Origin of the sequence: Bradyrhizobium sp. STM 3562 (assembly GCF_045571435.1) — a bacterium.
In the GTDB taxonomy this organism is placed as follows: Bacteria; Pseudomonadota; Alphaproteobacteria; order Rhizobiales; family Xanthobacteraceae; genus Bradyrhizobium.
In genome coordinates this window covers 4175475-4193356 of record NZ_CP120694.1, presented here as the reverse complement: position 1 = coordinate 4193356, position 17882 = coordinate 4175475, and the positions used below count along the sequence as shown (strand labels likewise).

General features: G+C 61.9%; 22 protein-coding genes and 1 pseudogene. 11 read left to right on the top strand and 12 right to left on the bottom strand.

Features of this window, described 5'->3' with window-relative positions:
- Nucleotides 1–233 precede the first annotated feature (233 nt).
- From P6U23_RS19440 to P6U23_RS19430, 3 genes are all read left to right on the top strand, one after another.
- Nucleotides 234–842 (top strand): hypothetical protein, encoded by a 609-nt coding sequence (locus P6U23_RS19440; protein WP_407181289.1) that lies wholly within the window; start codon nt 234–236, stop codon nt 840–842.
- A 1-nt stretch (nt 843) separates the two neighbouring features.
- The gene (locus tag P6U23_RS19435) at nt 844–1599 is read left to right on the top strand and encodes a hypothetical protein (RefSeq protein WP_407181288.1); all 756 of its coding nucleotides are present in this window, start codon (nt 844–846) and stop codon (nt 1597–1599) included.
- A 470-nt stretch (nt 1600–2069) separates the two neighbouring features.
- Complete coding sequence (locus tag P6U23_RS19430; RefSeq protein WP_407181287.1) at nt 2070–3320, top strand: cytochrome P450; 1251 nt, start codon at nt 2070–2072, stop codon at nt 3318–3320.
- A 171-nt stretch (nt 3321–3491) separates the two neighbouring features.
- Here the strand turns inward: P6U23_RS19430 and P6U23_RS19425 are convergent, their stop codons facing one another.
- The gene (locus P6U23_RS19425; RefSeq protein WP_407181286.1) at nt 3492–3704 is read right to left on the bottom strand and encodes a hypothetical protein; all 213 of its coding nucleotides are present in this window, start codon (nt 3702–3704) and stop codon (nt 3492–3494) included.
- A 289-nt stretch (nt 3705–3993) separates the two neighbouring features.
- Between P6U23_RS19425 and P6U23_RS19420 the strand changes: the two genes are divergently transcribed.
- Nucleotides 3994–4788, top strand: a complete 795-nt coding sequence (locus P6U23_RS19420; protein ID WP_407181285.1) for a transglycosylase SLT domain-containing protein — start codon at nt 3994–3996, stop codon at nt 4786–4788.
- 156 nt (nt 4789–4944) lie between these two features.
- Here P6U23_RS19420 and P6U23_RS19415 read toward each other — a convergent pair whose 3' ends face one another.
- On the bottom strand, nt 4945–5274 hold the full coding sequence (locus P6U23_RS19415) for a hypothetical protein (RefSeq protein ID WP_407181284.1): 330 nt from the start codon (nt 5272–5274) through the stop codon (nt 4945–4947).
- Between the two features lie 187 nt (nt 5275–5461).
- Between P6U23_RS19415 and P6U23_RS19410 the strand changes: the two genes are divergently transcribed.
- Both P6U23_RS19410 and P6U23_RS19405 read left to right on the top strand, forming a co-directional pair.
- Complete coding sequence (locus P6U23_RS19410; protein WP_407181283.1) at nt 5462–5791, top strand: hypothetical protein; 330 nt, start codon at nt 5462–5464, stop codon at nt 5789–5791.
- Nucleotides 5792–5860: 69 nt separating this feature from the next.
- Nucleotides 5861–6496, top strand: coding sequence for an ester cyclase (locus P6U23_RS19405; RefSeq protein ID WP_407181282.1), 636 nt, complete (start codon nt 5861–5863; stop codon nt 6494–6496).
- Nucleotides 6497–6583: 87 nt separating this feature from the next.
- Here P6U23_RS19405 and P6U23_RS19400 read toward each other — a convergent pair whose 3' ends face one another.
- Nucleotides 6584–6832, bottom strand: a complete 249-nt coding sequence (locus P6U23_RS19400; protein WP_407181281.1) for a PilZ domain-containing protein — start codon at nt 6830–6832, stop codon at nt 6584–6586.
- 106 nt (nt 6833–6938) lie between these two features.
- Nucleotides 6939–7661, bottom strand: coding sequence for a hypothetical protein (locus P6U23_RS19395; RefSeq protein ID WP_407181280.1), 723 nt, complete (start codon nt 7659–7661; stop codon nt 6939–6941).
- Between the two features lie 215 nt (nt 7662–7876).
- Between P6U23_RS19395 and P6U23_RS19390 the strand changes: the two are divergent.
- A pseudogene (locus P6U23_RS19390) lies at nt 7877–8194 on the top strand (glycosyltransferase family 9 protein); the annotation flags it as partial.
- Between the two features lie 124 nt (nt 8195–8318).
- Here P6U23_RS19390 and P6U23_RS19385 read toward each other — a convergent pair.
- The 3 genes from P6U23_RS19385 to P6U23_RS19375 all read right to left on the bottom strand — a co-directional run bounded on the left by P6U23_RS19385 (nt 8319) and on the right by P6U23_RS19375 (nt 9639).
- Nucleotides 8319–8576, bottom strand: a complete 258-nt coding sequence (locus P6U23_RS19385) for a hypothetical protein (protein WP_407181279.1) — start codon at nt 8574–8576, stop codon at nt 8319–8321.
- A gap of 341 nt (nt 8577–8917) precedes the next feature.
- Nucleotides 8918–9211 carry a GYD domain-containing protein gene (locus tag P6U23_RS19380; protein ID WP_407181278.1) on the bottom strand — a complete coding sequence of 98 codons (294 nt, stop codon included), beginning with the start codon at nt 9209–9211 and terminating at the stop codon, nt 8918–8920.
- A gap of 230 nt (nt 9212–9441) precedes the next feature.
- Complete coding sequence (locus tag P6U23_RS19375) at nt 9442–9639, bottom strand: hypothetical protein (protein ID WP_407181277.1); 198 nt, start codon at nt 9637–9639, stop codon at nt 9442–9444.
- Between the two features lie 287 nt (nt 9640–9926).
- Here P6U23_RS19375 and P6U23_RS19370 point away from each other — a divergent pair, with 287 nt between their 5' ends.
- From P6U23_RS19370 to P6U23_RS19360, 3 genes are all read left to right on the top strand, one after another.
- The gene (locus P6U23_RS19370; protein WP_024510189.1) at nt 9927–10127 is read left to right on the top strand and encodes a hypothetical protein; all 201 of its coding nucleotides are present in this window, start codon (nt 9927–9929) and stop codon (nt 10125–10127) included.
- Between the two features lie 580 nt (nt 10128–10707).
- The gene (locus P6U23_RS19365; protein WP_407181276.1) at nt 10708–11277 is read left to right on the top strand and encodes a hypothetical protein; all 570 of its coding nucleotides are present in this window, start codon (nt 10708–10710) and stop codon (nt 11275–11277) included.
- Between the two features lie 163 nt (nt 11278–11440).
- Nucleotides 11441–11839, top strand: coding sequence for a hypothetical protein (locus P6U23_RS19360; RefSeq protein ID WP_407181275.1), 399 nt, complete (start codon nt 11441–11443; stop codon nt 11837–11839).
- Between the two features lie 98 nt (nt 11840–11937).
- Here the strand turns inward: P6U23_RS19360 and P6U23_RS19355 are convergent, their stop codons facing one another.
- From P6U23_RS19355 to P6U23_RS19345, 3 genes are all read right to left on the bottom strand, one after another.
- Nucleotides 11938–12756: a lytic transglycosylase domain-containing protein gene (locus P6U23_RS19355; protein ID WP_407181274.1), complete on the bottom strand. Its 819-nt coding sequence runs from the start codon at nt 12754–12756 to the stop codon at nt 11938–11940.
- A 158-nt stretch (nt 12757–12914) separates the two neighbouring features.
- Nucleotides 12915–13322: a hypothetical protein gene (locus P6U23_RS19350; RefSeq protein ID WP_407181273.1), complete on the bottom strand. Its 408-nt coding sequence runs from the start codon at nt 13320–13322 to the stop codon at nt 12915–12917.
- Nucleotides 13323–13504: 182 nt separating this feature from the next.
- Nucleotides 13505–15145: a Na+/H+ antiporter gene (locus tag P6U23_RS19345; RefSeq protein WP_407181272.1), complete on the bottom strand. Its 1641-nt coding sequence runs from the start codon at nt 15143–15145 to the stop codon at nt 13505–13507.
- A 132-nt stretch (nt 15146–15277) separates the two neighbouring features.
- Here P6U23_RS19345 and P6U23_RS19340 point away from each other — a divergent pair, with 132 nt between their 5' ends.
- Nucleotides 15278–15610: a hypothetical protein gene (locus P6U23_RS19340; protein ID WP_407181271.1), complete on the top strand. Its 333-nt coding sequence runs from the start codon at nt 15278–15280 to the stop codon at nt 15608–15610.
- Here P6U23_RS19340 and P6U23_RS19335 read toward each other — a convergent pair.
- Together P6U23_RS19335 and P6U23_RS19330 are read right to left on the bottom strand one after the other, a co-directional pair.
- A complete protein-coding gene (locus P6U23_RS19335; RefSeq protein WP_407181270.1) occupies nt 15570–16343 on the bottom strand; it encodes an SDR family NAD(P)-dependent oxidoreductase in 774 nt (257 codons plus the stop codon). The genes P6U23_RS19340 and P6U23_RS19335 overlap by 41 nt on opposite strands.
- 111 nt (nt 16344–16454) lie before the next feature.
- The gene (locus P6U23_RS19330; protein ID WP_407181269.1) at nt 16455–17810 is read right to left on the bottom strand and encodes a sensor histidine kinase; all 1356 of its coding nucleotides are present in this window, start codon (nt 17808–17810) and stop codon (nt 16455–16457) included.
- Nucleotides 17811–17882 lie beyond the last annotated feature (72 nt).

The following is a 17882-nucleotide window of genomic DNA, read 5'->3' as shown; positions in this document are numbered from 1 at the left end:
CCCGATGCGGCACCACTTCACGTCGAAACTATTCTTTTGATGCAATTATAGAGCGAGCCTGCTGCCCGATTTGCCTTCAGCGCGAAACCCTGTTTTCCACCTATTTTGTGCCGCATACCCGAGGAAATGGAGAACAAAGAGGCAACTTACACTTGAACGCAACCCGCAACCAAGGGATACAGCAGGCTGCTCCTACAACATCTGATTCGTCCCTTTAGTTCGGAAACTGAGTGATGGCAAAGAATTCCGGTAAGACTGGCGGAACTTCCCGCATCAAGTTTATCATGTTCGACGCCGAGATTGCCGACGACCAGATTCAGTCGGTCACCCAGGCGATCACCAACGCCTTGCGCGGGTCCCCTCCGGCACCAAAGCGTCTTCCTCCTGCTGCTCCCGCTCAATTGAATGGTGGAAACGGAGCCGTCGAGGAGCCTGATGAGCCCGACTTGTTCGACAATATCGACGAAACGAATGCTATTGACGCGACGCCGGCCGCACCGAAGAAGAAGACGCCGCGCCGGGTTGCGCCGAAGCCGCAGGTCATCAACGACCTTGATGTTACCAGCGACCCGCCGCTGTCATCTATCGGCACGTTCAAGAGCAACCATAAGCGCTATCTGGCGATCGCAGCGTGGCTGCACGACTCCCGCAATATCGAGGTGATCGACGAGCGGCACATCTACACCTGCTATCGCCACCTGAATTGGCCGACCAACATCAACGACTTCGCACAGCCTCTCCGCGAGCTGAAGCACAAACAGTACTTCGAGTCTCCCGAGACTGGAAAGTACGCTATCAATCAGCTTGGGTTGGCGAAGGCCAAGGAAAGCTCGGCAGCGTAGGATGAAGCTTTCCGAACTCGTTGACCAAGTGGCGGACTTCGACAAGTTGCCACCGAGGGAGAAGATACAGTTATTCGCTTGGTATCTTCACACACACAAGGGTCAGGAGCATTTTGGCTCGGACAATATCCGCGCCTGCTTCAAGGAGCTTCACCTAATTCCGGGAGATGTTGGCAAGTACGTCCTGCGGATGGCGACCATGAACACACCCGACCTTGCCCGCGAGCGCACCGGTTTTAAGCTCACGCGAACAATACGTAGTCAGCTTGACGCCAAGTATGGAAGCCACCCCAGCATGCAGGCGGTTAGCAAGTTACTCAACGACTTGCCAGGCATAGTTCCAGACATGGCAGAGAAGGTCTTCCTGGCGGAGGCCATCGACTGCTACCGCGTGCGCGCCTACCGAGCTTGCATCGTGATGGTTTGGAATCTCGCCTACAGCCATCTGCTTGAGTGGATTTTGAGAGACCAGACCAGGCTCGATAAATTCAACGACGCTATTTCGCGGCGATACCAGAACCTTAAAAACATCCACATCACCAAGTACGATGACTTCGGTGACTGCCTGCAGGAGCGCCAGGTGCTGGAGATCGCGAACACCGCCGACCTTTACAACTCCGGGATCTTCAAAATTCTTAAGAAGGAGCTGGACCGACGAAACACCTCAGCCCACCCCTCCAGCGTGAAGATCGTCCAGTCACAGGCGGACGATATGATCACCGACCTCGTTAACAACGTAGTTCTCACGCTGACCTGAAAATATTGCCGATCTTTACGATCGCTGAGAGTTGTGCGCCCGATCTCAACGAGCGAAAGCGCAAACGACTCCCGCCGTTCCCGGCCCGGCCGTCTGTGAGCAAGTAGACGAAGCGAGCGTAGAACGCTAGGGCGGATTAGTGAAGCGTAGTCCGCCATTCTGTTCGGCGTGCGGCGAGTTACGCTTCGCTAACCCCGCCCTACGCACTACGGCGGAGAGCCACGCTCCCCGTGCCGCGCATCAAAATGAACCGGCGGACGACAAGGGCGTTGCTTCGCAGTCACGCGAATGCGTGTGGTGCTGGAGCGACGGCTGAGCGCCCACGCGGCACCTGTTTCCCTGGTGGAACGCGCCGCTCGCGAGGGTGCTTTGTCCATCGCGCATTCCACGCTTGGACAGTCCGGCGGGCGATCGCCTGATGACGGCGACGATCGCCTTTCGACTTCGGCAGCCGATAGGAGCCTCGAACCATGGCAACCATTCCCGACGAAGGCGGCCTCGACCACTCGCTCGCCCTTGTTTCCGAAGGGTACAATTTCATCAGCAATCGCTGCCGCAAGTTCAATTCGGACATCTTTTCCACCCGTCTGCTTGGACGTGCCTTCTACTGTATCAGGGGCGCCGATGCGGCCGCGATGTTCTATGAGGAGGGTCGCTTCACGCGCCGGGGTGGATTGCCAAATTCGGTGCTGCACCTGCTGCAGGACGAAGGCAGTGTTGCGGTGCTCGATGCCGATGCCCACCACCATCGCAAGGCGATGATGATGATGTCGCTGATGTCCGCGGGCCGCCTGCAGGAGATTGCCGAACTGGCGTCCAGCGGCTTGCGCGATCATGCGCGGCGCCTTGTCGGGCATGGCCCCGTGGTCATGCATGATGAATTGCGAAAGGTGCTCTGCGCGGCAAGCTGTCGCTGGGCAGACATAGATCTGAGCGAGAGTGATCTTGCCGATCTCACCGTCGACATCGGCGCGATGATCGACAATGCCGGATCGGTCGGGCCGTCCAACTGGCTCGCGCGTGTCGAGCGTTACAGGGCCGAACGTCTCCTGCGTGGGATCGTCGAGGACGTGCGCGCCGGGCGGGCGCGGCCGGCGCAGGGAACCGCCCTGCATGCGATTGCGATGCACCGCGATCTCGACGGCGAACTTCTCACTCCCGATGTTGCCGCGGTTGAGCTGCTCAACATCCTGCGGCCCACCGTCGCGATCGCGCGCTTCATGACCTTTGCCCTGCTCGCGCTAAGGGAGCATCCCGAGGCCCGCCAGCAGCTCAGCAGCGACGATGCGTATCTGGAAGCCTTTGTGCAGGAGGTCCGCCGCTTCTATCCCTTCTTCCCTTTCGTGGCCGGCAAGGCGCGCACGCAGTTCGACTGGCGCGGCTGTCACTTCGATGAAGGCGATCTCTTCCTGCTGGACCTCTACGGCACCTGCCATGACGACGCATCATGGGACGAACCGATGACGTTTCGTCCCGAGCGCTTCATGCAATGGCCTGGCGATCCCTTCACGATGATTCCGCAAGGTGGAGGCGATCATGCCGTCAATCACCGCTGCGCCGGCGAATGGCTGACGATCAAGGTGATGAAGGCAATGCTGCGAACGCTGGCACGTGACATCGATTTGGAGACACCGGAACAGGACCTCTCGATCGATCTCGCCAAAATGCCCGCGCTGCCGACGAGCGGCTTCCGCGCGGAGGTTAGGGCTCTGCGGGAATGACTCGCCGGTACACAGCCGGCGTGGCGCCGCCAGCGTGAACGCGACGGCCGCGATCCATCCTGGCGTTTCGCATCCGAAATCGTCCGCGCGCAAATCGAAATTTGCCGAGCGGAATCAAGCCCTGTGACGGCATTCAAGATGGCGGCGCGAAAATAATTCTCTTTCGTTTTTTCAGAAATTGATGTTTCTTCCCTCCCGTTCCGCTTCCTTGCAGAGGGACGTACGCGTCGTCACGAACGTGGAGCGGAATGCGGTGGACGTGATCGTGCCGATGGACGAGCGGCAGGCATCGCGGACGGCGAAGTCGTGTGGTCCTGGCGCGCCCATGCAGGCGCCAAGTTGGCGACGATGCTGAACGCTCGCGCCGATGACGGTGGCAAACAAGCTGGTTCACCGGGGAGAGCGCGAAGTAAGCCGTAAAACCACTCGCGCAGGGAAGGCCGGAGTGTTTTCCGCCTGTACCTGTGGTCAACGCGCTCTCGCGCAAATTTTTCGCGCGGGGGCCCCGGGTGCAAGCGGCCACCCGGCCTTCCCTGCGCCCTCTGCTCTGGAGGGTGACAACATTGCAAAGGCTCGGACGCGACATGCGCCGCGAGAAGGTGAACCTATGTTTTTTCGAGCGTGATGCGCGAGCCCACCCTATGCTAGGCCAAGTCCTTCTCGCGCAAGATCCATGTCAAGACAAAGCAAGAGCATCCTCTCTCCCCTTCGCCTCCGGCAGGCCGCGCGTTGGGCGCGAGGCAAGCTGGCGAGAGCGCCGCGGCCGGTGCGGATCGTTGGCGCCGCGGCGGTTCTTCTCGCGGTCATCTCGCTCACGAACCTCGTCTATCACGTGCTCCACAAGCCGACCGAGCTGTTCTTCTTCGTCGGCAACGCGCTCGACAAGGAGCCGGCCGAGACGTGGCGGCAGTACGGACCGCTCTTCCGCACCTATTCCACCGGCACGATCACGCCCGAATTGCTGGCCGCGCTGGCGCAGGTCGAGAGTTCAGGCAATCCGGTGGCGCGCACTTATTGGCGCTGGCGACTGAGCCTGAATCCTTTCGCAATCTACCAGCCGGCCTCGAGCGCTGTCGGCCTGTACCAGATGACGGATGCGGCTTACGCCGAGGCCGCGCGCTCCTGTATTCGCAGCAATGCCGTCGTGGATGCCGGATGCGGGTTCACCAGCCTCTATATCCGCGCGATCCCGAGCCATGCCATCGAGCTGACGGCGGTGTATCTGGACCGCAATGTCGCAGCGGTTCTCGCCCGCGCGGGCGATGTGAAGGCAAGCCCGCAGCAGAAGCAGGATCTGGCCGCATTCATCCATCTCTGCGGCGCAGGTCCCGCCAGGGCCTTCGTGCGCCGTGGTTTTCAGACGATGGCCGGCGAGCGCTGCGGCGATCACCTCGTCGCGGCCTATCTCGCCAAGGTCAACGCGATGAAGCGCCAGTTCCTGCGCCTTGCTGCCGACGACCGGGATTAGCGTTGTGACTCCGACGCTTCATTCCATCATTCCGACGCGGCGCGCCAGCGCCGAACCCGGAAATTGCGGCGGGAGATTCCGGGTTCGCCCTTCGGGCGCCCCGGAATGGCACTGCGTAAATCAGACGTCGGAGACATGACACCAGGGGCCAACGCGCTAGCCTCCACCCGGCTTGAAGAACATTTTGTCGAAAGCACACACCGCATCCGGGATACGCCCAAATGAGATGCTCCCAATCACGCGATTCTCCGCGTCGTACACATTGATGATCGGAAATTCACTGGCATTCGGACTTGTGTAGAGCAAAGCCTTCGCCGCACTGTAATTGACGGGTCCACATCGAACGCGCCCTGCTTCGCCCTTCCCGAGGCTATACCATGCTCCGGCTATCTTGTAGTTCGTCGGGTTCGGGCCGCCGTCCTCGACAGCCAACGCCTGCGCCGTTCCAAGCAGCGCCAACACCAGCAAAGCAACTCTGGTTCTCATTGCCGTGCATTCCCTCGATCAGGTGCTCATGCGGACCGTACTTGGTGTTAGCAAGCGTAGCCCGGATGAGTTCGCAGCGCGGATCAACGAAAGCGCGATCCGCCATTGTTCGAGCGGCGGGTTACGCTGCGCTAACCGGCCCTACCTATTGTCGCATCAGAGCAGCACAGCACGTATCTTACACCCCATGTCGCGCATAATCTTTCTATCGACTGCCATTCTCCTCTTGCTCCTGCCGGCCGTTGCGTTCACCGCGCCCGCGCACAAGCGGCACAAGCCTCACTGGCATGGCTATGGCTTCCTGCCCGGCTATCATCAGCCGCCCAACAACAACACTCCCGTGTTTGGCGAGAAGGGAGCCATCCGCTCTACGCCCGACGATGCCCCGCAGTACTGGTACAACGGCGAGTGGCACTATTTCGGCCGTCCCGGATTTTACCGCGGACGCTACAACGGCGGCAGTTTCGGCCCGTGCTGGAGCTGGACGCCCATCGGGCCGGCGTGGAATTGCGGCTAGCAAGCCTATGTGCGCACGCGGATCAGCAACGTGTCGGCCGAGGCTCGCAGGTCGGGAGGTGAATCGTCGATGCTCGGTCCATTGCCGCCCCTCCTCACCCCTATCGGGGTGCGCGTTCGCGCGGCGCTTGAACCCGCCATCTCCTTTTCAGACCAATGGAATGGTGAGGCGATGCTCCGCGCCGAACCGCCTTGCCGGAGCGAATACAGCCGCTCGCAGTTGCAGCCTGTCCTGGCGCCGATAGAAGGATTGCACGTCATGGCGAACGTTCTTGAAATCGCGAAGGCCTCGATCACCGCGTTCAACGAGAAGGATTGGGACAGGATAAGGGACCTTTATGCCCCCGATGCGGTGTATGACGAGAAAGCCACCAACCGCCGCATCCAGGGCCCCGATCAGATCATCGAGGCCCTGCAAGGCTGGACCACCGCTTTCCCCGACGCCACGGGCACCATTATCCGTGAACTGGCCGTCGGGGACACCGCGGTCCTCGAACTCGTATGGAAGGCCACGCACACCGGCCCCCTGCAAACGCCGTCAGGGATCATTCCCCCATCGAACCGCGTTGCGGAACTGCCGGCGTGCTCCGTGATGCAGATCGACGGTGAAAGGGTCAGATACGACACGCACTATTTTGACCTCCTCACCCTGCTCACCCAGATCGGCGCGGCCGGTCTATCGCCCGAGCAAAACCGCGCGGCATAACAGGGCATAGGTCGTCAGCGAAGGCGTAATCCGCCACTCCATTCACGAGATCGGCGGCTTACGCTTCCGCCCTCGCTGGTCGAGCGATCAATCGAAGGTGACACCCATTCGAAAATCTCTTTGCCAGACGACGCGGCACGACAGCCTCAAGCGATCTTCCGGGATCAGCAGCGTGAACTCCTTGACGCGACGAACGATGATCATTGAGTCCGGAAGCTCCAACGCCGCGCCTGTAGCGGAAATATCGCGAACCGTGCACGGATATTTGTCCCCACCATAGTCGATGGTGGCCCGTTTGTTGACACGATAACGAGGCGCAATACGACCCTCGACCATGGAGAGATTCAACCTCCGGCATTTTTCCCGCAGAGGTAGTATTATTGATATAACTTAATTAATCTTAACCGAGCCCCGGGACCTTTCGCCCCAGGCGTTGCAAGCTCTATTTGGGTGGGCAGGGATGCACTTCTCCGTCGTAGCCTCGATACGTTCCGGCTCCGGAATCGTAGGAGCGGAATTGCATGCAGGCGGGACTTCCCTTCTCGTGCTCATGCTCGTGCTTGCGCTTGCCTGCGGCCCCGTCGCGAGGTGCTGTTGCCGCACTGTCGGTGTCAGCCAGCTTCCGCTCGGGCTTCGGTTTCTCTCCGGCAGTCTTGCCTTTCGGGGCGGCCGGAGCATTCGCCACAGCGGCCGCTCCATTGTTGCTGGACTGGTCGGTCGCGTCCTTTGGGGCGGGCGTCGCCGCCTTGGAGACGGCCGGCGCCGCTTCGGGCGCTTGAACCTCGGTTGTGCTGTTGGGCCTAGTGGGAGCACCGCCGACGGTGGCCGACTTGTCCATGTCGGCCTTGTATTTCTCGAGAAACTCTTTGCACTCGAATGGAAAGACAACGTCGCCGGCCGCCGTGATGCCGATCGGCATGCAATTACCTTTTTGCGGCGATGCTTGCTGCGCGGGCGTTTGATCAGACGTGGCGTTCGGGTTGATGGCGCCAGTCGTCTGCTGCGCCATGCCTGCGCCACTCGCGGTTGCGAGAAGGAGCAATCCGAGACTATGACTTAACAATCTCATCGAAACCACACTCTGACTACGGGCAATGTCGAAGTGGCGCACAAAGATGGGGCGTTGAGATGCCGAGAGGATGGCACTTTGGTGACCTCTCTTCATCCTCCTCCAGAGCGCCTTCACATCACGCGCCAACGTCACGCAAAGCCGCGTCGGCGCCGCGCGCGCAACGTAGACCCAAAACTCCATCCGCCGGAATCGGGTGTTGACCCGTTGAAGGTCCGTGAAGACTCCATGGAAGCTGACACGACATGAGCGTCGCTGCGGTTGATCCAATGCTGCGCGAGGCGGCCGAACACTACAATGCGGGCCGCTCCGATGCGCCGGTGCTGGCTGGGCTTGGGCCTGATGTGATTGATCTTGCGCCAGGGCTCGGCGACTTTGCCGATAGCGCCGCCGCGGTGGCCGCGCTCGATCTCGTCATCTCGGTTGACACGTCGGTGGCGCATCTGGCCGGCGCCATGGGCCGCCCGGCCTGGATCCTGCTGCCCTATGCGCAGGACTGGCGCTGGCTGCGCGACCGCGAGGATAGTCCCTCGAGCCTGCGGCTGTTCCGACAGGAGAAGCCGCAGGCCTGGGACGGTGCCTTGACGCGTGTGGCGGCCGAACTTGGGCGGCTAGCCGAGGCGCGCCGTTCTGAAAGGGAGGAGCCGCTCGGTTGGCGCATAGCGGATCAGGAAAACCGTCATCCGCTACGCTATGAGACCAGATCGGCGGGTTGCACTTCGCTAACCCGCCCTGCTTCTGGACGGAGGGAACTCAGTGACCGGCCCCAGTGGTGATCGGGGCGGCGGTCGCCGTCTTCAGTTTGCGCTGCGGCATCAGGATGCTCGCCTGGTGGAGCGGGGCGGCGGATGCAGCCGGCTGCTCCTGGACATTCTTGGCGCCCAGCAGGCCGACCTGCACGGGAGAGACCGGAAAACCGTTCACCTCATAGGTCGGCCGCTCGGCGGCGAAGGCGGCACTGCTAGCCGCGATGGAAACGGCGGCTGCGATTGACAAGCTAATCTTCTTCACTGTTCATTCTCCTCGGAAGGATTCGACGAATAGTTTAGACGCTCCTTGCTGCATTGCGGCATGTTTTGTTGCATTGCAACATCGCGTTCCGCGCATAGTACCCGCCCCCCGTGCGGACGACCCAGTTCCGGTTCGAATCACATGTTAACGGGCCGTGCCGCCTGGTCGCGTCACTTATGGGGCTCGCCCGCCGCGGACGCCGTCACGCGCGGACATTCCACGAAAAATAGGCCGCTTATAAACGCGCTGCTGATGGCCGGCCGGCTCGCTGTCGTTCCGAGCGTCGGCTCTAAAGACCCGCGAGCGTCAGCAACCAGCCCGCCGCGACGGCGCCCGTGCGGTTACACCAATCCGTTCACGATCTGCTCGTATTGATCGTCGGCGAAGAGCCTCACCGTCGTTGTGCGTAGCGCTCCGATGCCGGCCAGCGACAGGACGAATTTGGCGAGCGTCTCATCATCGGGTGCATCCACTCGGATCATGAAATCGTAGGCGCCAAGTGCAAGGTAGGCTTCCTTGATCTCCACGCCCAGCTTCTTGGCTTTCTCCCGTGCCGCCGCCCGACGAGTCGGCATCTCCTTCATATTGCGCACCGCCTGATCGGTGAAATTGCACAGCAACATATGCATGGACATGACAGTCTCCCTTGATCATAGGGCCGCACCACCGGTCCAATGTGGGGAAGGATGCCATAAACCCCCGGCCATTCCGAGCCCGCTTCGCGGCTTACAAACAGCGGCTGCCGTCAACATCCGTGTTCCGCCAGGCTGGTCTCTCGGAACGAGATGGAGGTGGCGACGCACAAGCCCGCGGCCCGCCTCCCGGGTCGGGCCGCCGCGCAAATCAAGGTTGCGCCCCAGACACGCTATGCGATCTTCTTGCTCCGCAGCCCCTCATGTGGATGGCGACGATCGCCACGCCGATTGGCTTTGCGAACATAGATGATCAGTGCCTCTGGATTTTCGAGCTTGCTCTTCAGCGCCGCGAGCAATGCGTCCTCGGCTTCGATCGTGAGCGCCCTGGTGCGCGCCCCGGTTTTCAACCCGACCGTATAGTTGGCCATAGCAGCTCCCTTGGTTCTGTTCCCCCACGATGAGCCCTGCCCCTCGATCCTCGCGCAGGCGATTTGACAGGCGATCAGGCTAACATAGGACAGATGCTTGGCGCCAACGGCGAGATCATTGGCAAGACGATCGATCCAGGTCGCCCGGCCCGGATGCCGGTGACCGGGCAATATGATATAGACGCAGTGAAGTTCTTCTGACCGCACAACCGAAAGCCCGTCCGGCGCCGTCCGGATTTGCGCCCTGAGGGGTCGCGGCAAGGGAACGACAAGCGGGGGAAACGACCATGGCTGATCTTAGTTCAATGTCTTCTGCGGAGCTCGCTCATCGCATCGCGATTCTGCGCGACAACATCCGCCAGATCACCGCACAAGCCACCTCGCAGTCAGGCGCCGCGGACGAGGAGCGAAACGCCGAGCGCCTCGCGCGGCACAATGATGAGCTTGAAGCCCTGCTCAAGGAGCAGGAGCGCCGCTTGGCCAAATGAGCACGCTTTTGGCCGCGGGTAACACCGGCAAGCCTGCCATCGTGCGCAGAACCACACCCGAGCGAATGAGCGATCTCTAGCCGGATTTCCCCGCTTCGACCCTGGCTACAAAATTCGTTGTCTCGATCGGCTGGCGGCGCTGGCGCGCATGTCCTGCGACCAGTAAAAATTGCTTCGATTTGTCAGCTTGCAAAAGCGCGGTTGTTAAGATTTGCGCACCACCTTGCCGCGCGCGGGCGCCTGCCCGCCGATGCGTGAGGAAGGTGGAGACGTTTCGTAATGGCGACGCACGATCTGCTGTCAGCTCTGTTCTCATCGTTGCCGGTCGGTGCGCGGACCCTGATTGCGCGTGTCGGCCGCAGGCCGCAGAGCGCGATGGGCTAACGCCAAAAGCACCATCGCCTCCGGGTCTTTGATTGAGCATGAGCTTTTCGGAAAAGACCATTCTGCGCTGAAGTTACCTCTCAAGGTCCGGAGCATGCTCCAGCCTGGAAAACGGCAGCAATTGCGAAAGACTTGGCCGCAGACTTTTGGCCGCGCAAGACGATGGATCGCGTCCGACCGGATGAGTGACGAAGAAATGTCGGACACACCAGAACGAGATGCCCCGGTCGAGGAGCTTCTGTCTCGATTTCCTGGGCCCGTCACATTGCACCCGTCGCGCGAGAAGTGGGCGATGCTGGCCGCCGGCTCACTGCCGTTGGTCGTCATCGGCGGCCTCTTGATCCTCGATGACAGCGCTTACGCGGTTTGGGGCTGGATCGGGGTTGGATTCTTCGGTGCCTGCCTGCTCGTCTCCGCAGCACGGCTCGTTCCTGGGGCGGCTTCTTTGACGCTGGATGCAAGCGGGTTCGAGGAACGAACGTTGTTCTTCCAGCGGCCCCGCATCCATTGGCGCGACAGCACCGTCATCAGGGCCGACGCGGTGGCTGCGGCGCGTTCCCATGCCAAATCGGTCTGGTACAGCAACACACAGTCGAAGGAAGATGGGCCGGCGAGCGAAGAAGCGGCACAGCCGAGCCGCGACGTCGCGCTGATCGACACTTACGGATTGTCCGCCGAAGCACTCGCCAAGCTGATGCTGCGCTGGCGGCAGCGAGCCCTTGCGGCTGAACGAGACACAAGCGGCCGCGTCGATCTCCTGATCTGACAATCCAGGCCGCTGAGCAGATAAACAGGAGGCGCCGTTACGTCCTATGCGCTTGCGTTTTCACTTGATCGTGCATTATGCCGCGGTCGCCATTAACTGGTCTTTAAAGTGTTGGCTACAAAAACTGCTTCCACAGCGCGGGACTTTGGTTCGGGGAGTCCCCATGAATTATCAGGCGTTCACAAACGACACCCTGCTGATGATGCACCATGGTGCGCGAGGCGCACTGGCTGTCGACGACGAGCTCAACAAGTTAGGCCAGAAACGACGATTTCGAGTTCGCGAAACGCCTGATTGGATCGAGCATGCGAGCGCCCTGGAAGCAGAGATGCTGAGGCGCGGTATGTGCTTCGATGCCATCATATGGTCCGAAGATCACGCTTCGGCCGCCAGGCTTGCCGATCTTCCCGCGGCAGATGATCCTGATCCCCTGCCAACAGATCCTAGGTTTGTCGGCCACGGCCAGACCCTAGAGGCCCAGACTGAAGGCCAGATTGTCGAAAGCGCGGCGCGCCTGCGCAGCAGGATCGCCGCAATTCTCAAGATCGCCTCGAGCGGTTGAACCGCTGTTCGCCGGCTTCTTTGCGATCACCCAAGGCCGCGCCGTTTGCAAGGCACAGCCGCGATAGCGACCGACGGCAGCCTTGCTAGCGCCGCCAACTATCGCATCGCGGCTCCGCGCTCACCACCATCGATCTGTCGTCCCATCAGCGCGATCGCCTTCTGGTAGACCCCCGCCGCATTCCAGGCTTGGATGGCCGCGAAATTCGGCTCGCCCGGCTGGTAGCCCGCGCCGGCCTGCCAGCCATGGGCTTTCAGGAAGTTCGCCGTCGAACTCAGAGCATTGGCGGCGTTGTCGAGATTGCCGGTGCCGTATTCCAGCATGGTCTTCGGCAGGAACTGCGTCTGGCCGAGTTCACCGTGCATGGAGCCGCGCGTGCTCGCCGACAGCACCCCGCGATCGATCAGTTTCAGGGCAGCATAAAGCTGGTCAGTGAAATATTCCGGCCGCCGGCAGTCGTAGGCGAGCGTGGCAATCGACGACAGCATGTTCTGATTGCCGCGCTGGCTTCCGAAACCGGTCTCCATGCCCCAGATCGCGATCAGCGGGCCCGGCGGCACGCCGTAGCGTTGCTCGATCGATGCGAACAGCGCGGCATGGGACTGTTTCATGGCGCGACCGCGCGCCACAATCGTGGCGGCGCCGCGCTTGGCGAGGAATTGATCGAGCGACAGGCTGAAACTATGGAGGCTGCGGTCGGCGGCGATGGTCGCGCTCGCATAATTCGTCTGCATCAAGGCGGAGATGCCCGCCCCGCCGATGCCCTTCGCCCTCGCCTCCTCGGCAAACGTCCGTTTCCAGGCCTCGAAGCCCCCTGGGCCGCTGCCGCACTGTGCGGCCAGTGCGTTCGAGCCGAGACACGCCAGAACCGCCCAGGCGGCGAATGTGGCCGCCGCAAGCTTCCCTGCCTTGATCATTCAAAAAACTCCCTTTCGCCTGCGAGCCGTGCCGGCGCGGTGTCGATCCCACTCTGCCGGCACTCCATCGCGGGAGTCAGTATAGCTCAAACAGCCGCAGCGCCGTAGGCCCTAAGGGGATCAGCAAACACGCCCCGCATGCGGCACCGCGCGGCCACCTACGTCATGGTGCCCGGCATGAAGCACCTTATCTCGACCCGTAACGGTCCGCCGACCGTCCAATGATAGATCGGCCATACAATGGTCCGCCCGGCACGGTTCGGCTCCTTAATCACGGCCTCGTCCGGTACGTCCCACCACTCGCCTTCGATGCGCACACGATAATGGCCGTCCTTCGCCTCCCAATCGACATCCGCCAATGCGGTCCCGTCGGCATCGGAGCAGCAAGGACCCTTGCTAGAGTGCAGGCTTTCGAACCAGCCCTTGAGCGGCGAGTTCGCGTAGCGGCCGTCCAGGTCGCGCGCCGCCGCGTTGTGAAGTGTTAGACTATGAACCGCGATAGCAAGGACCAGAGAAAATGTCACAAAGCTCGTCCGGTCCCGCCAAACTGCCGTTGATCGTTCCATCACCATCGATCCGTTGAAGCCTCTCGCAATTCGCAAAGCCGCAGAAGGTGGCGGCGTTCCAAATTGCGCAGCTCACCGCCTCATCTCCTGAATTGTGCACTGCAAAATAGGTGCCAGAGGAAGCGAGGACCGTAATCTTACGGACCGCACTCATCGTCATTCGCGCCGCAAACCTCGCGTCATCACGTCACCGCGAAGCGGGATTCCAGCAGATCCACTTCTCTCACGAGCTTGCGGGCCGTATCGTCGGAGAGGGCGCGTTCGCGAGCGATGCGATACAATTCCGCGCGTTCGGCACGAAGGCCGACCAGGCGAAGGCGACGTTCGATCTCGTCGATTTTCTGCGCCAGCTCGGCTTCCTTGCCGACTTTCGATCGACCATCAATACGCTGGCGATACAGCGCCATGATGCGGACGCCGGCGTCGGTATAGAGATCGGCGTCGCTTTGTCCTTCGCCCATGTCGTGCTGCGCCTGCTCGATCGCCTGGATCGCGGCCTCCGCTGCGGCGATGCGAGCCCGGTCCTCTTCTTCCTGATGCGACGGCTCAGGCGGCAGCTCCAAATCCCGCAGCAGATACGGCAACAACAGGCTTGCGGCGAGCAGCGAGACGATAATGACGCCGGCGGCAAGGAAGATCGCGAGCTCCCGCGCCGGGAACACAGATCCGTCATTCATCGTCAAGGGCAGCGTCAGCACACCCGCGAGCGTGATCGCGCCCCGCACGCCGGCGAATGCGGTTGCCGCGATCAGCCGCCAACCGGGAATATACGGCTTTTCGCCCTTCAGATGCGCGCGAAACAGCGTAAACCGCAGCGAGGTCCATGCCCAGACGTAGCGCAGGAACGCAAGCGTGAGAGTGATTGCGATGACATAGACCAGCAGCCAGACCGGGTCATGGTGCCCGGTCTCGTGGACGACCCTCGCCGCATCGTCGAAGAGTTTCGGGAGTTGCTCGCCAAGCAGGACGAAGATCACACCGTTGGCGGTAAACTGTACCAGGTCCCAGACCGCGCTGCGACGAATGCGGGTGACGGGAAGCGCCTGGCCGCCCTGCTCGACATAACTCATGGTGATGCCGGCGGCGACCGCCGCAAGAATGCCCGAGCAATGCAGGCGTTCGGCTAGAAGATACGCGCCGAACGGGATCAGCAGGCTGATCAGGATTTGCGAGCCCGTCTCTTCGCCGAAATGCCGCGAGACCCAGTTCTTCGCCACGGTCACGGCCCAGGTCACTCCGACGCCTATCGAGATACCCCCCGCGGCAAGCCAGAGGAAGGTTGTGAACGCTGCCGGCAGCGAGAACGTCCCGGTAAGCGCCGCAGCGACTGCAAATCGCATGCAAACGAGGCCGGACGCATCATTGAGCAGCGATTCTCCCTCCAGGATGTGCATCAACCGACGAGGAATCGGCACGCGCGCGGAGATCGCGGACACAGCGATGGGATCGGTGGGAGAGATGATGGCTGCCAACGCAAAGGCCACGGCCAGCGGCATCGTCGGAATCATCCAGTTGATGAAGTAGCCGACGCCGACGACCGTGAACACCACGAGCCCGAGCGCCAGCTCCAGGATCGTGCCCTTGTCACGAAACAGGCCTTCCTTCGGGATCCGCCAGCCGTCCAGAAACAGAAGCGGCGGCAAGAACAGCAGGAAGAAAATGTCCGGCTTTAGTTCCACTCCAAGATCGGCGACCGACGCAATGAGCACGCCGATAACGATCTGGACGAGCGGCAGCGGCAGAGAGACCGGCGACATGCGCGCGAGCGCGCCACTGACAATCACGGCCAAAAGCAGAATCAACGCAACGGTAATGGTCTCCACGCTCTCCCTCGTGATGCTGAAGGATCTTTCGTACGGCTCCCTATATATCGTCTCAAGCCCTGCCCGAACCGCTTTGTGCCGCGCGTAGCAGCTACCACGCACGCGCGATGTGCTGTCGCGCCAATCTGCCGCATGATGGTCGCCTGCTCTCGACCGCAAATCAGCCGCATTCGCGCCAATGTGCTGGTGCCGCCGTTGATTGGAGATTTTGCGCCGAAGTGGGATGTCTATTCCGGCGTGATGTTCACGCGGGTCAAAGGCGGATTGGCCTCCGGCTTTCTCCTGCACAACAATCTCGCCCCACGGTGGGGCTTCGTTTCAAGTTTTGAACGCGTATCGCGCATGGCACCGGACCGCTTCGTCTACGACGCCAATCACCCGAGATTGTTGGCAGGCCACTTGCAGCGGAGGTCATGGGGCATCATCAATGCCCGACATAATCCATCCGACCGCCATCCACCGTGATAATCTGGGCCGTCAGCCATCCGCTGTCCGGAGCGGCCAGGAAAGCCACGGCGTTGGCGATATCGGCCGGCTCTCCGATTCGTCCCATGATCGATCGCTCGGCGATGGCCCTTTCGAGCGCCTCCCATTCGGCGGCACTGCGCTTTCCCTGCGTCATGTCCGTCCGGACAAAGCCCGGCGCCACGGCGTTCACGGTGATGCCCTGAGGTCCGAGTTCCATCGCGAACCGCTTGGTGAGGATTGCGGCCTCTGCTTTGGTCGCGGCGTAGAACGCATTGCCTGGCAGGGCGGTGCCGAATGCGGCGATGGAGGCCACGTTGACTATCCGGCCGTAGCGACGCGCGCGCATGCCTGCCATCACCGCGCGCGTCGCGTGGATGATGCCGTCGGCGTTGACGCGACGCATGCGCTCGAACTGCTCGTGGTTGAAGGTATCGAGCATCGCCTGATAGGCCACCCCGGCGTTGTTGATCAGGATCGTCACCGGACCGAGCTGCGCCTCGGCCTGCGTGATCATGGCCTGGACGGCGGCAAAGTCCGCGACATCCGCATGGGCGGCGATGGCGCGCCCGCCGCCGGCCTTGACTTCCTGGACTACCTTTTCGGCCGCTTCACCATGCGCGGCATAGTTGATGCATACGGCTGCGCCGCGCCCTGCGAGATGCAGCGCAATCGCGCGGCCGATACCGCGCGCACCGCCCGTAACCACCGCGACCTGGTCGCTCCACGTCATGATCGTCCTCCTCGCGCTATCACACGGGAATTGCCGAAACTCCTCGCCGCAACGAACGGCGCGGCAACACGTTCCCGTTCGATGACTGTGCGCCTGCGACCAGCGCCTGTTCTATTCGCCTGGCCGGTCCGGGCAAACGATATCGACGCGCCCGCCCTGTCCTGGATGGATTACAAGATGGAAGCCGTGCAGCTTCACGATCGCTGCCACCAGGCTCAGCCCCAGGCCGACGCCCGGCGTGTTTCGGATCTTGTCCGAGCGATAGAAGCGCCGCAGCACCGCGTCACGCTCCTCCTCGCTAATCCCGGGACCGGTATCCGCCACGCGCACGGTGGTCTGATCATCCAATGACAGCAGGCCGATGTCGACCTTGCCGCCTTTGGGTGTGAACTTGATGGCGTTGTCGACCAGGTTGGCCACCGCCTCGAACAGAAGATCGCGGTCGGCCCGCACGGTCCGCTTATGGCTGATCGCGACGCTCAGAGCGATGTCCTTGTCCTCGGCGATCGGCTCATAGACGTCGCAGACTTCGCGCAGCATCTCGTCCAGCGCCACGCTGCCGAACGCCGCGGAACGCCGGCCGTTTTCGATCTCGGCCAGGCGCAACAACGCGGTGATGATTGCAAGCGCCTGATCGATGCCCGCAATCGCCTTGTCGACGACCTGCTGCAGTTGCTCGACGCTCTGGGCGTTGGTGCGACCGCGCTCGAGCGCGAGCCGCGCGCGGGTGAGCGGCGTCCGCAGGTCATGCGCGATGTCGTTGCCGACGCCGGCGAGCGCGTTGATCATGGCTTCCATTTCGTCGAGCATGCCATTGACGATGCCGGCGAGCCTTGAAAACGGCTCATCGACATCGCGATGCGGGAGCCGCTCCTGCAGATTGCCTGCGATGATGCGCTGGACCCGCCGGTTCACCTCCTCGACGCGCCGCTGCGCCCGCACGCTTAGCCAGGCTCCCGCCAGCAGGCAGAGGCAAAAGGCCGGCAGCAGGCCCAAGGCCAGCGCCTGGCCGACGACATGGGAGATTTCCCGGGCCTCGTCGACATTGCGTCCCATCACCAGCACGTTGCCGGTCGGCAGGCGCTGCCCGGCCGCCCGCACGAGCTGGGCGCCACGCTCCTCCTGATCCGTCCGCCGGACGTAGGCGTTCTGGACGGTCCCATCGAGCTTGAGTTCGGGCAGGCGCGCGAGATTGCCCGCCAGGCGATGTCCGTCGGAATCGAACAGCCCCGCAAACTGAACGCCCCTGGAATCTTCCGCCAGATGATCCTCGATGGCATTCATCCTCCGCTCCTGCGGTAATGCCGCCAGGACCGTCATCTGGTTTTCGATCATGCGGTCGGTGCGCACCACCAGGTAGTCGTCGATGCGCAGATAGATGAACCCAAACAGCAGGAGGATGAAAGCAGCGAACACGCCCGCAACGGCGAACGCCCACCGGAAGGTGTTGGACCGTATGAAACGCATCTGCGGCATCGAATTGACGCGCTCGCACACGTCTCCCCAAGTTGCGACGGTGTTCGGCATGCCGGATGACGC